Origin of the sequence: Saccharicrinis fermentans DSM 9555 = JCM 21142 (genome assembly GCF_000517085.1) — a bacterium.
Taxonomy (GTDB): Bacteria; Bacteroidota; Bacteroidia; order Bacteroidales; family Marinilabiliaceae; genus Saccharicrinis; species Saccharicrinis fermentans.
This window is the reverse complement of record NZ_KI912107.1, coordinates 288,378-300,733: the sequence shown is the minus strand read 5'-3', so window position 1 is coordinate 300,733 and position 12,356 is coordinate 288,378. Positions and strand designations below refer to the sequence as shown.

At 36.4% G+C, this 12,356-nt stretch carries 15 protein-coding genes; all 15 read right to left on the bottom strand.

Annotated elements, in window-relative coordinates; genetic code table 11:
- Nucleotides 1-3 precede the first annotated feature (3 nt).
- Complete coding sequence (locus tag CYTFE_RS0101435) at nucleotides 4-660, bottom strand: acetyltransferase (RefSeq protein WP_052342916.1); 657 nt, start codon at nucleotides 658-660, stop codon at nucleotides 4-6.
- Between the two features lie 8 nt (nucleotides 661-668).
- Nucleotides 669-1,436 carry an SDR family NAD(P)-dependent oxidoreductase gene (locus tag CYTFE_RS0101430; protein WP_027470346.1) on the bottom strand — a complete coding sequence of 256 codons (768 nt, stop codon included), beginning with the start codon at nucleotides 1,434-1,436 and terminating at the stop codon, nucleotides 669-671.
- Between the two features lie 46 nt (nucleotides 1,437-1,482).
- Complete coding sequence (locus tag CYTFE_RS0101425) at nucleotides 1,483-2,541, bottom strand: ketoacyl-ACP synthase III (RefSeq protein WP_027470345.1); 1,059 nt, start codon at nucleotides 2,539-2,541, stop codon at nucleotides 1,483-1,485.
- A gap of 12 nt (nucleotides 2,542-2,553) precedes the next feature.
- Nucleotides 2,554-2,778: an acyl carrier protein gene (locus CYTFE_RS0101420; RefSeq protein ID WP_027470344.1), complete on the bottom strand. Its 225-nt coding sequence runs from the start codon at nucleotides 2,776-2,778 to the stop codon at nucleotides 2,554-2,556.
- 295 nt (nucleotides 2,779-3,073) lie between these two features.
- A complete protein-coding gene (locus tag CYTFE_RS0101410; RefSeq protein ID WP_027470343.1) occupies nucleotides 3,074-3,742 on the bottom strand; it encodes a PIG-L deacetylase family protein in 669 nt (222 codons plus the stop codon).
- Nucleotides 3,743-3,788: 46 nt separating this feature from the next.
- On the bottom strand, nucleotides 3,789-3,980 hold the full coding sequence (locus CYTFE_RS0101405) for a hypothetical protein (RefSeq protein WP_027470342.1): 192 nt from the start codon (nucleotides 3,978-3,980) through the stop codon (nucleotides 3,789-3,791).
- Entirely contained in the window at nucleotides 3,977-4,153 is a 177-nt protein-coding gene (locus tag CYTFE_RS29755) for a hypothetical protein (RefSeq protein WP_154665598.1), read from the bottom strand. The genes CYTFE_RS0101405 and CYTFE_RS29755 overlap by 4 nt, the downstream gene beginning before the upstream one ends.
- An 85-nt stretch (nucleotides 4,154-4,238) precedes the next feature.
- On the bottom strand, nucleotides 4,239-5,396 hold the full coding sequence (locus CYTFE_RS0101395; RefSeq protein ID WP_027470341.1) for a lipid II:glycine glycyltransferase FemX: 1,158 nt from the start codon (nucleotides 5,394-5,396) through the stop codon (nucleotides 4,239-4,241).
- A 213-nt stretch (nucleotides 5,397-5,609) separates the two neighbouring features.
- Entirely contained in the window at nucleotides 5,610-6,587 is a 978-nt protein-coding gene (locus tag CYTFE_RS0101390; protein ID WP_027470340.1) for a hypothetical protein, read from the bottom strand.
- Complete coding sequence (locus CYTFE_RS0101385) at nucleotides 6,587-7,297, bottom strand: WbqC family protein (RefSeq protein ID WP_044212835.1); 711 nt, start codon at nucleotides 7,295-7,297, stop codon at nucleotides 6,587-6,589. The genes CYTFE_RS0101390 and CYTFE_RS0101385 overlap by 1 nt, the downstream gene beginning before the upstream one ends.
- Nucleotides 7,298-7,306: 9 nt before the next feature.
- Nucleotides 7,307-7,900: a sugar transferase gene (locus CYTFE_RS0101380; RefSeq protein WP_200871307.1), complete on the bottom strand. Its 594-nt coding sequence runs from the start codon at nucleotides 7,898-7,900 to the stop codon at nucleotides 7,307-7,309.
- The gene (locus CYTFE_RS24470) at nucleotides 7,890-9,038 is read right to left on the bottom strand and encodes a glycosyltransferase family 4 protein (protein ID WP_052342915.1); all 1,149 of its coding nucleotides are present in this window, start codon (nucleotides 9,036-9,038) and stop codon (nucleotides 7,890-7,892) included. The genes CYTFE_RS0101380 and CYTFE_RS24470 overlap by 11 nt, the downstream gene beginning before the upstream one ends.
- An 11-nt stretch (nucleotides 9,039-9,049) precedes the next feature.
- Nucleotides 9,050-10,201 (bottom strand): glycosyltransferase family 4 protein, encoded by a 1,152-nt coding sequence (locus CYTFE_RS0101370; RefSeq protein WP_161636255.1) that lies wholly within the window; start codon nucleotides 10,199-10,201, stop codon nucleotides 9,050-9,052.
- A gap of 23 nt (nucleotides 10,202-10,224) precedes the next feature.
- Nucleotides 10,225-11,139, bottom strand: coding sequence for an NAD-dependent epimerase/dehydratase family protein (locus tag CYTFE_RS0101365; protein WP_027470336.1), 915 nt, complete (start codon nucleotides 11,137-11,139; stop codon nucleotides 10,225-10,227).
- A gap of 106 nt (nucleotides 11,140-11,245) precedes the next feature.
- On the bottom strand, nucleotides 11,246-12,337 hold the full coding sequence (locus CYTFE_RS0101360; RefSeq protein WP_044262469.1) for a glycosyltransferase family 4 protein: 1,092 nt from the start codon (nucleotides 12,335-12,337) through the stop codon (nucleotides 11,246-11,248).
- Between the last annotated feature and the right edge of the window lie 19 nt (nucleotides 12,338-12,356).

Sequence of the window (12,356 nt, the reverse complement as noted above, 5' to 3'; positions counted from 1 at the left end):
GAATTACTTTTTAGGTACTGCTATAATTTTTTCTTTGAAACGATAAAAAACAACGCTATCGTCATTCACATTCTGATCTACAATCATACCGGCTGATATTTTGTTTCGATGCCCCAATGAAACACCGGGCAATGTAGCACTATTAATCCCAAACAAATTCTCATCACCAATGCAGGTATTCCCTGAGAAACTGACATTGGGACTAATAAAATTAAAACTTCCCATCTTCGTATCATGACCTAAACTAGCACGAGAATTAATCAAGTTATAACATCCCACATGTACATTGGGTCCAATATTTACATTGGGTCCCAAAATAGTTCCGGTTCCAATACGTGCCGACTTAGAAATATAAGCCGATTGGTGAAACAAGGAGATAAAACGTGCTCCCTTTTTTAAAAAATCATCAATTATAGGTCTCCTGTATTTTATATTGGCAATGGCCATTATATAAAAATATTTAAGAGAAACATCATGATTTCCAAGGCTTCCCAGATAAGGCGCATCATAGTTATAAGACTTATAGCTATCCGGATCATCATCAATGAATCCTATCACATTTATATCCGGGTTTCCATTCCTTCCCTTGGAACAAATTATATAATCATTCACCTCAGCGGCATGTCCTCCTGCCCCTATTATTATAACATCAACCATCATTTTTTAGTCTATTTTGCCAAATATCCGCCATCCACTATCATATTGGTTCCAGTAATCCATTTGGAACCCTCTGATAATAAAAAAGCACAAGCATTGGCCACATCCTCTGGTTCACCCAAACCAAGCGGATGTTGTTCTTTTACAAATTCAAGCGCCTCTTTATTTCTGGAATAAATGGCTGATTTCGACATGGGAGTTTCCACCACTCCGGGCGATACTGTGTTCACCCTTATTTTACGAGCACCCAATTCTACAGCCATGGATTTAGAGGCCGACACCAGTGCCCCTTTGGTCATGGAATGAAGTGTTTTTCCTTTTGCTCCTACCACCCCCATTACCGAACTCAAAAAAATAACACTGCCTCCCTCCTTGGAAAAGTTAGAGGAACTCACTACATATTTAGTTAAATTCAAGGCAGAAAACACATTTGTTTCCATAAAACTGTTCATTTTATCAACCGATAGTGCATTCAGCGGTAAAGTAGTAGAAACACCAGCACAATTGATTAATCCGGATATCATTCCCAAACGCTGAGTCAAATTCTTCACCATAGCAGGTATGCGATCGAACTCACATAAATCTATCTGCACAGACTCATGTCTATCTTTATGGTGCATTGCTTCCATGGTTTCGCTTAACCTATTTTCATCTCTACCAAGCAAAACCACAACTGCACCCAGCCGACTACAAGTAATGGCACATTGTCTGCCAATGCCCGAAGAAGCACCAGTAACCAGCACTAATTTATCATTCAATGTAAATGGATGATTACCCATGAATATAGTTTTAGGTTCAATGATCAATTACTTATACACAACACCCCTATACCTCTACAATGTCTGCCACATAACAATCTTCCACATCAAGTATAGCCGTACCCCATGACAACCCCACCCCAAAGCCACTTAACATCAAACGAGTATGACTCTTAAGCTTATCTTTTAATTCAGACACAATGGTTATAGGGATGGATACAGAGGAAGTATTGCCATATTTTTCGATGGTAGATGGGATTTTATCAGCAGGCAGCTTCAGTTTTCTGGCGATAAATCCATTGATATAACTATTGGCCTGATGAAAAACAAAATAATCGACTTTATCAAGATCATTCTGTGCATACTCATTCAGACGTTTAAAATCGCGTGGTATTTCACGTAACACGAAATTAAATACATCCGCACCATTCATATAAGCCTGTTCATCAGATCTCATATTGCCGTACTCATCTATCACTTTTTCCTTGACGGTTTCCTCACTGGACATCTGACGATATCCTCCTGCCGGAATTTTTATCAGTGATTCCCTTTCACCATCTGAATTCAATGAGAACCAACTCTTTCCAAATTCACCACCCCCTTCAACCAGGGCAGCAACACCTGCATCACCAAATAAAAAACTGGTTTTACGATCTCTTTTTGAATACACCTTAGACCTGGTTTCTCCATCCAATATCAATGCTCTTTTTACTGCTCCAGAACTGATCATCGAAAAGGCGATGGAAAGACCATATAAAAAAGCCGAACACCCCAAGGTGACATCAAAAGCAATGGTTGATTTGGGCAACTTCAAACGTTCCTGCAAAATAATAGATGTGGCAGGCATTCTGTAATCAGGTGTTTGAGAAATAAATATTAACAGATCAATTTCTTCCCTATTAATATTCATTCCTTCTAACAGTTTCTCAGCAGCAGCAAAACACAAATCTGACGCACACGTATCCTTATCTGCAAATCTGCGCTCCTTTACTCCTATTTTATCAACAACTTCTTTTATCTCATCCTTCGAAAAGAACTCGTCATAATTGTAATTGTCAATAACATGCTTGGGCACAGCTCCTGCAATCCCCTTTATTCCAATATTATCAAAAGAAAACAAAGCCATTATGGTAGATATTTAGTTTTTTGCAGAAACGCGTTTAAAAAGGTCTTCAACCGTAACAAAAGTATTATACTCTTTCATTTCCAGTTCCACCCCAAAATCAGCATCCAGCATAGCCAATACTGATAGCTCAGCCAAAGAATCATAACTTTCATAATCTCTAAAATGATCCGAAAAATTAATTTCTGATTCTTCCATTTCTAGCGCTTCAGCCAGCGCAACAATAAATTTATCTTGCATATGATTAAAAATTAATAAAACTTCACTGAGCTGTGCAAATTTCAATCATTCACCTGTGTGTCCAATTATTTGCACTGCCCATGCCAGTTTCATATGTTTATATTTTCTTTCAATGGTCACATCTAACATGCCCCAATTGTCATTTTTATGAATGAGAAAAGGTTCATCATGACTCATTTGAAAAAGTATCATCCAAGCCAATAAAACAGGCGCGAGTTACATACCGAATATAAACTTTTTTTAGCGTATCTTTTTTAGAAAAAGATATTATTGTCTCATTTTTTACACCAATTCATCATTCTATTATACGAACTACCATAAAGGCTTCCGCATAACGATAACCAACAGTGCATCCCCTGTATTTAGCCAATGAAGAGATAGCTTCAAGTGACCTTGAATTAGGGAAGGCTCTCAGTTGACTTTTAAACTCCTCCATGGCTTTTAACTTAAATGAGAATTCATTGCTAACATCCACAAAATAAGTGGGTACAAAAATATCTGATGCAAAAGGAGCAGCCCATTCTGTTTCCGATAGAGTTTCGTATGCATACAGCTTTTTTACTGTATTACCCTGTACAGGTCTGGCAGCCACCAGGCCAGCATTGAATACTGCTTGATGATCGTGATGAATATCTCCCCTGTGTGGCAAAAACAATTCGTGTATTTTATACTGCTGAATAACCTTAGAAATCTCACCTGACATATCAGCCTTGGAAACCAGATCCAGATCTGGTGCTGGAAAATCAAGAAAGATAGTCTCTTTCACTCCCAAAATTCGGTGAGCCTTCTTGGCCTCTTCCCGCACGTTTAGCACTTTCTCCTCACTGTATCGTTTTGCAGATCCACGTGTAACCACCAACACGTACACATGATGCCCTAATAAGGATTTCTTTTTTATCAATCCACCACAACCCAATACCTCATCGTCGGGATGAGGAGCTACAATCAAAATATTATGTGTCATAAAAGTATAGTATTATCTAACCTAACCTACTCAGAAATAAATCAGGCTAATTATATTCTTTTTTCTTTAGCATTTTATACACCCATTTAGCCAATGAATGATTCTCAAGTTTTCGAAGACGCCAAACCAATTTATACCGGTATTTTTGGATCACAAAACTAGAACAGTCAAACACCTGATATTCGCCTCCAAACTCCTTTTTAACTTCCACCCCTAAGTTTTGAGCTTTTCGTATCACATTTCTAATTGATGCTGTTCATCTTCGAGCAACGAAGCGTTTACCAAAACCGAAGAATCGAGCCAACATGTTCTAAAAAAACGTTCAGCAATAGGCATCATAGACAACAAGCGAAAAGGAAGAACAGCCACCAGCTCATGTGCACTATTTCTTATGGTCAATCTTTGCTCCATAGAATAACATTTACGATCTCATTCAACAATACACTTCCTATCCCAACGATGGTTTATAAATGCTATATCAGGACCTAATCACCTTTCACGTATCATTGTCATTGATATGATGATTTCGATTTATGGCCTGATAAATTTTCAAAGCCAAGGGGTTTGTTTCAAATTTTCGCAACCACCATACAAACAAATACCTTCGCTTACGAATGGAATATCCACAACTATCATATTGACGTATCTCACCGCCAAATCCAATTTTATAAGAGTAAATACCATACAAAGGATCCGATTTATCCGGTTTTTCTATGGTAATACCAACCAGATCATACTGTTTAAACCCCTTATCACGAGCAAACTTCATCATTTCAAACTCCAACAAAGAAGAACCATCTGTGGCTCTATTTAACTCATTATCGGAGGCTCCCAGATATGCATAAATCATATCTTTATGCGAAACCATAATATTACCGGCCACAGGCTGTCCCTGATAATACGCTATGGCAACGTATGACCGCGGTGAATGACTCAATATATTTTTTAAATAACGAGCTGATTTATAGTAAATACGACTATAATAAGCACTTTTATGCGCAAACATTTTCTCCTGCAGATGGCAATAATCAGCAATCAAAGAAAAAGCATCTTCACCTTCCTTTACTTTTACTTCAACTTGGTTCTTTAGCGCTTTGCGAATGGCATATCTTTTACCTTTTTTAAAGCTAGCATATAAATCATCATCGCTTAAAGTAATATCATTGACAATGGTAGCACACTTTGTGGATGAATCAAACAATTCTAAAAATAACTCTTTATCATGCGAAACAGACTTAGACGAGACATTCAGCACAATCACGTTCCTCTTTTTCAGAAATGAAACCAGTTTTAAAAACACCATCTTTTTAAGTGTATAGGCATCTTTTTGTGAATACGTATCCGTAACGAGCACTGAAGAATCACACCATGAAAATTTAAAAAACTTTCCTATAATAGGTATTACCTCTAATATTCTAAATGGAATTCCTGCTACCAGCTCCCTATTTTTATTTCTCACTTGCAAGACATAAGCGTTTTTAAATGTTTTCCACCATGCTGAAGTAGAAAAATAGCTAGACTCTTGCGTCTTGTTTAAGAAAGCATCCCATTCATGTGCATCTATATTCGGTATGGAGACAACACTTATCCCGAAATCATCCTTTAAATGTTTTGCATAAATTACTTTTTGCGGTGATGTTATTGCACTATCCATCTTTAATATATATTTTTCAATTACCCGATGAAACGCTTCATAAATACAACCATCTATCCACGCAGATAAATCAGTATTTATCAATTTATTTCATCGACATTATTTTACACTAGAAAATACTTTAAAAACTCTTTTACGAAGTTTTCATGCACCCTCGGAGTTTAATAAAAACGGTTCTACCACAACTGTATTGTAATGACAGGGTATTGGTCATCACTCTTCCTTTAGAATATCTGTTACCACTTCATAAATAAAATTCATCTCTTTTCTGCTATACCTCTGATCAATTGGTAGAGGAATCATAAACTTAGACATGTGGGCTTCAAAAGTATCCATGGCCACTTCTTTCAACACATTATTCCATAAACGACCCACATAGATATTATGTTCACGAAGTTTCTTGTCCAAATCTGCAGATTCAATCACCAAAGGATAAACCATGGGCACACATGATTTATCTAAAAGCATCAAGGGATCAATCTTGTTTATTTTACTAAACATGAAATGGGCATACATGAAATTTTCCACCCTTTTTTTTCCGATCCTTGCGTAGTTGATATTTTTCAATAAAGTATGAGTTAGCTGCGACATCCTCAAAGGCGCTGACTGATCAATTCGCTGTTCATTTTTCATTCGCTCCTGATAGGTCGCATTGGTGCCAAACTCAATGGTTTTAAATAAAAACGACGCCGTTTCAGAGGAATAGTCCTCATCATATTGTACGATTCCTTTAGAGGCACAATCGCCAATGACATAACAGCCATCAGGAACACCAAAAAATTTACGAGGAGAATAGATATTATAACACCCATCTATGGGGCTTGCATAAAATGCAGCTGAATTGTCCACAATCACATTTTTATATCTATCTGCTACCTTTTGCATATTTTTATGGGCGATAATACCAAAATAGTTAACAACAATAATAGCTTCATTTTCTTTAGGCTTTACCCCCATCGGTTCAAACCGATCATTACAATAATACTTTTGGGTTACTATTCCATGCTCGCTCAAATATTGATGAACCGAAGGACATAAATAATATGGTAAATGAACAGTTGTACAATGATATAATTTGCATGCATGATAAATACCTGCCCGTGCCGAATTTAGCCGAGCCATACCCAACTGATTATTGTAATACTCTCCTGTTCCTTCCAGATCTAAGCCAATAAAACTACCTATTTCCATTATTGATCTATTTTTTGTTCTTCCTGTGCCTTTAATATCAAGCTAAAATCATAACCACAATTCATAAAAAAATCAAGTGCCGAAACATTTGATTGGAAATCTTTCCATAATTGTGGGTATTCAACTGGTTTAAACACAGAGTATCTCAACTCAACACCCTGTGCATCAAAATCTTCCTTATTCTGATAAGCCTTAGCTCCCGTTCCAGAATAATAGACATCGCCTTTCAACGCAGCACAAATACCCAATATTTTTTCTGTTTTACTGGCTTCTATTCCTAACTCCGACGAACGTACAAACTGCGTTTTGAACCCCAGTTTTTTAGAAAAAAACTGAATGAAAGCAGCGTTTAGCGCTACAATATCTTTGTAGTCGTTGAGCAGTATATTTGTATAGTCATTGTATACCTGCTCAAAATAAGGTGCTTTCTTATAATTCATAGCAATGGTATCCTGGTGCTTTTTCTTCCAATTGATCTGATCTTTGGAAGTCACCATGTCAATACGGTCGCCATGCTTTTGGTTGACGGGAAATTTCAATCTGAAAGAACCATTGGAAGTTTTAAGATAAGTATAGTTGTGCATCCCTTGATTTGAATATTGCACATCATCCAAAAAAACAAATATATCTGATTGATAAATCTTATAGAAGTAACCTAACCAAGGCAAATAGTTAGGTTGATGGATACCAATTATTTTATTACAACTCATAATAATGTATTAGGATTTACGATATATATTGTCATGTTTAAAAAAAACCATAAAGGAGGCCAGGAATAACTTGGCATCATATAAAAACGAATAATGATGAACATATTCTACATCAATGGGAATATTGATATCCCAGTCATGTATTTCACGACATCTTATTTGGGCCAAGCCACTTATCCCCGGTTTCACCATGAAACGTTGTTTCTCAAAATCATTATATTCAGCATATTTTTTAGGAAAATGAGGAACAGGAGGCCTTGGCCCTATAAAGCTCATATCCCCTTTTAGTATATTAAGTACCTGAGGCAATTCGTCTATACTTGTCTTTCGGATAAATGCACCCACTTTAGTAATACGGGGGTCATCTTCATAAACTTTAGATGACTTTTTAATATCACTTTGATCAGTCACCATAGATCGGAACTTATAAACAGTAAACACCTTACCATGAAGCCCCAATCTGTTTTGCTTAAAAACAGCCGGTCCTTTAGAGTCCAATTTAATAGCCACATAGACAACGATAAAAACCGGAATTAAAAAGAAGAAAGCTATGAGAGCCAACAAGAAATCTATCAACGGTTTAAGTACTTTTTTATACATCATATTGCGTTATTAATTCGGTATTTTTTGAAGTATGAAATTCAGATGCTTGCAATGATTTAATACGATACTCACTTACCATAGCTTGATGAGCAGACAATGCCTCAATAAACTGCAGTATTTCATCCAATTGACAAGGTTGAAACGACTTACCCATCTTATAATTTACAATTAATTTTTCTAAATCTGAACCTTTAGCTGTAATGCCTAAAATTGGTGAGCCCACCGACATATAATTAAATATTTTACTGGGGATAGCCACGGATGCAGCCTTCTCGCTTAATGTAACCACAGACAAGTCGGCTGACGACAATGAATAGGGCAACATATCTACTTCTTGCCATGGGAGTATCAGGCAATTATCCATTTGATTGCTTTTTACTTTTCGCTTAATTTCCATTTCCATTGCTCCTCCCCCAATCATGACAAACATCACATTATTCTTTTTTATTTTTGATGCAAGTTCTACCAATAAGTCTACCTGATGAGAATAGCCAAAATTCCCAGAATAGAGAACAATAAACTTTCCCTCTAGTTTATATTTTTTGACAAACAGATTATCTTCTTTTTTAATGGGTTTAAGAAACACATTATTGGTCCATAGAGGTACTAAATCAATTTTATCTGACTCAACATATTTTTCCAAAGCCTTACACATTCCCGGGCTAAGGGTATATACCCTAAATGCGTGTTTATAGGCTTTTTTATTGGCTTTGGTCCACATTTTTACAATCATAGAATCGCGCTTCACAAAGCCATAATCAGCCAATGCATCTGGATAAACATCAAAAATAAGCAGGGAATATCTATTATTTGCCAATAAGGATAAAAGTGGAGCCAAAGGAGGATTGCTGACGATCAGCAAATGCATATTCCTGAATTTGAACCAGATTAAGAAAAGGATTTGAATGGTTCCTCCGATCCAACTTAATAAACGTTTAATCGTTGAACTTCGGTTGTACCTTAGTATTTTCCAAACCTTTATCCCTTTATTAAGCACAACATCCCGCTGTACAATTCTACCTGCCACCAGTGTGGTTTCATAACCTTTTTTATGGTATTCATTGGCTATATCAATCATTAAATAACCAGAATCCTGGTTAATAATGGCAATGCGCTTTAATTTATTTTTATTGCCCACACCTCAAACAATTATTTTTTGAATATATCCAACAATATTTGCGCTGCATCTTTTATTCTGATATTATGATCATCGTAAAATTTCGCATCCCAATTACGATCGGGATAGTTTTTAAGTATATCGGCCAGCTCATTGGAATTATGGGGTTCAAAAAAATCTCCCGCTTCACCTAGCTGCTCCTTATTCACTTTAATATTCGAAGCAATAACAGGTACCTGCAACGATTTGGCATCTTCAATCACCGTACTCCATCCCTCAAAAAGACTGGGTTGAATCACTGCCTGACTACGACTCATCAGACTAATCTGCTCATTTCGAGGGATCATACCCAACATACTAATTTGGTCATGCAGGTGATTATCATCAATAATATGATGCAGCTCCGCCATATAGGCAGAGTTAGATGCCGAAGGAAATCTTCCGGTAAAAGCTATATGCTGAATAATACCCTTTGCTTTAAGATTAACCAATGCCAGTAATACGGCTTTATGGTTTTTATGCCTATGAAATTGATTGGCTACCATAAAATATTTTTCAGGAAGTTGGTATTTTTCTTTCAACGACTGAAAATCAAGTGCTTCAAGTCCATCCATAATAGACACAAAATGATAAACCTGAAAATTAACTTTCTCCATCCTTTTGAAAAGCGTTTGAAAATCGTCACGTACCGCTTGACTGGAAACAACCATCATATCTGTATTCCGCAACATAAATTTAAGACGGATATTTCGGTGTAAAATAGTTGTTTGCGTAAAAAACTCTGGATAAAATTTATGCTGTAAATCGGCATACCAAGCAATCACTTTGGCTTTAGTGGTACTTTTAACCGGACAATCTCTAACCGGATATATGGCATCCAAGCGATACGCATCAATAATATCATCAATAAAAATATTTTTACCTTTTAGCCATGACTTCAAAAAACCTTTTGCGACAGAAGTATGATTCCATTTAACCACATGAAGATAAGGATAAGAAATCTCACTTAAATATTTCTCAAGGTCCTTGCTAACCAATAAATAAATTTCTGGCTTATCCTCATCATTTAAATAATTGAGCGTTTTAACTATATTGATAATATAGGTTATCCCTCCCATCCATGATGGCTGAAAATTAAACAATAACCCAAGTCTTAGCCGATTTTCGCCTGTTGAAATTTTCATACGCTCATATTTTTTACTTACACTCATTCAGTTACGTTCTTTTTAAAAGCAGTTACCCATGCATGATAAGCTTGCAGTCCTTCTTTCATATCAATAGTCGCCTTATACCCATAGGATTTTAATTGATGAATATCAGCCTTCCAATTAATAGGATCTCCCTTACGCACCTGCCCCGAAAATGAATAATCAATTTCGTGATCAAAACAGTCAAAAAACATAGCTACAACATCTTTAATTTTCTCTTCCACCCCATTCCCAATATTAATCACATCAGCGTTAAACGCAGAAGTATTGGCTACCATCTCAATGGCACGAGCTAGGTCTCTTACATGAATAAAATCACGCGATTCTTCACCTGTTCCAAATAATTCAATGGGATTACCAGAGACAGCTTTGTTATACAGATCCCAAAACAATTGTTTTTTTAATCCATCGCCGTACACCGAAAAGATGCGTAATGAGCAAGTATTTAGCTGAAAGAAACTATGGAACTCCTGGCAGATCTGCTCTGCCTGAAACTTATGAAAACCATAAGGAGACAAGGGCTTCGTAGCTGCGCTCTCATGAATAGGCAAACTTTCAGGGTTTCCATAAATAGCAGCACTGCTCAGGTTTATAAACTTACACTCGGGTTGAAATTGGTTGATAGCCGTAAGAATTTTAAACACATTTACCGTATTCAAATAATAATCCCTCATTGGGTTTTTTAAAGAATCTGGCACACTTGCAGCCCCCGAACAATTAATACAGAGATCATATTTTTCGTAATGAAATACCGTATTATAATCAGAATTGGATACATCAATTAAAAAATAACGATCCACATCGGCATAATCAACTACCACATCTGCCTTCCAAACGCTGTGACCTACTTCTTTAAAATACTGTACCAAATGATGACCAATAAAACCCTTAGAACCAATGATTAATACCTTCATATAATATTTTTTAAATTCAAACAAGCATCTTACTTGTTAGCACAACTCACCATAGGTCTATTAGAAAAACACCAATACCCATGTAACACACAAGGTTAATTCATGACTAGCTCCACATAAAATCATGAAATTCTTTACAAATCCTATCCTTTGAAAACCTTTGAATACTTTTATGGGCATTTTCACCCAATTTATCACGTAATATGGGGTCAGAGATGAGTAATGTCAGTTTCTCCTGAAAAGCATGTAAATCAAACAAGGGCACCAAAAAACCATTTTGACCATCATCAATCATTTCAGAAGGGCCTGCCACACAATCAAAAGCCACCACAGGAAGGCCTGCCGCCATTGCTTCTCCAATAACATTGGGAAAACCTTCAGAACTTGAAGTAAAAGCAAAAATTGAGCTTTGGAGGTAGAGCTCTTCCACATGATCATGCTTTCCCGTAAAAATAACTCTATCGCCAATTCCTAAATCGTTCGCTAACTTTTTAAGTCTTTCCATATTACGTTGCTTCAAATGATCATAGCCAACAATCATTAATTTCCAATCAGGCGCATCTACTTTAGCAAACACTTCTATCAATTTATCCTGATTTTTACTATCAATAAGTCTTCCCACCATAATAACAATATGCGCTCTCTCAATCTTCTGTTGTGGCATATCAAATTTACGTATGGGATTACCAATCACCGCTATATTACGATGATAGTTTCTTTTGAGGAATATTTCTTTGGCTTTCTCCGTCTGTAAAATAATGCCTTTTGCTGTGGGATATAATTTCTTTCGTAAAAAATCCTGCATCTTACCCAGACTTTTATCCGGCTGACTTCTGTCAGATACAAAAACGGGTAGCTTAAGCCCCAACATAGATATCAAAACAAAATTATTCCAATGCTCACCAAAGCTAAGAACAGCAGATGGGTCTACCCCTTTAATTTCCCTTCTTAAATAGCGAATAGTTTTAAGAGTCGACAACAATCTTTTTTTATTATCGAAATCAAATTCAGGTATATGTAAAACAACATTAGGAGGTATCTCGTAAAATATTTCACGGTTCAAACCATACAAAATCAAATGCGTTTCTACATCGCTTTGGGCCGAGAAATAGGATGCTAACTCAGACATCACCCTCTCCATACCTCCTGCCTGTAAAGAATGAATAACCAGACATATTTTTTTTTTAATCAGCGCCATGATATCTACTTAGCTATAA

Coding starts and splice junctions, on each gene's coding strand:
- CYTFE_RS0101435 (WP_052342916.1), bottom strand. CDS start 660: ATGATGGTTGATGTTATAATAATAGGGGCAGGAGGACATGCCGCTGAG.
- CYTFE_RS0101430 (WP_027470346.1), bottom strand. CDS start 1,436: ATGGGTAATCATCCATTTACATTGAATGATAAATTAGTGCTGGTTACT.
- CYTFE_RS0101425 (WP_027470345.1), bottom strand. CDS start 2,541: ATGGCTTTGTTTTCTTTTGATAATATTGGAATAAAGGGGATTGCAGGA.
- CYTFE_RS0101420 (WP_027470344.1), bottom strand. CDS start 2,778: ATGCAAGATAAATTTATTGTTGCGCTGGCTGAAGCGCTAGAAATGGAA.
- CYTFE_RS0101410 (WP_027470343.1), bottom strand. CDS start 3,742: ATGACACATAATATTTTGATTGTAGCTCCTCATCCCGACGATGAGGTA.
- CYTFE_RS29755 (WP_154665598.1), bottom strand. CDS start 4,153: ATGGAGCAAAGATTGACCATAAGAAATAGTGCACATGAGCTGGTGGCT.
- CYTFE_RS0101395 (WP_027470341.1), bottom strand. CDS start 5,396: ATGGATAGTGCAATAACATCACCGCAAAAAGTAATTTATGCAAAACAT.
- CYTFE_RS0101390 (WP_027470340.1), bottom strand. CDS start 6,587: ATGGAAATAGGTAGTTTTATTGGCTTAGATCTGGAAGGAACAGGAGAG.
- CYTFE_RS0101385 (WP_044212835.1), bottom strand. CDS start 7,297: ATGAGTTGTAATAAAATAATTGGTATCCATCAACCTAACTATTTGCCT.
- CYTFE_RS0101380 (WP_200871307.1), bottom strand. CDS start 7,900: ATGATGTATAAAAAAGTACTTAAACCGTTGATAGATTTCTTGTTGGCT.
- CYTFE_RS0101370 (WP_161636255.1), bottom strand. CDS start 10,201: ATGAAAATTTCAACAGGCGAAAATCGGCTAAGACTTGGGTTATTGTTT.
- CYTFE_RS0101365 (WP_027470336.1), bottom strand. CDS start 11,139: ATGAAGGTATTAATCATTGGTTCTAAGGGTTTTATTGGTCATCATTTG.
- CYTFE_RS0101360 (WP_044262469.1), bottom strand. CDS start 12,337: ATGGCGCTGATTAAAAAAAAAATATGTCTGGTTATTCATTCTTTACAG.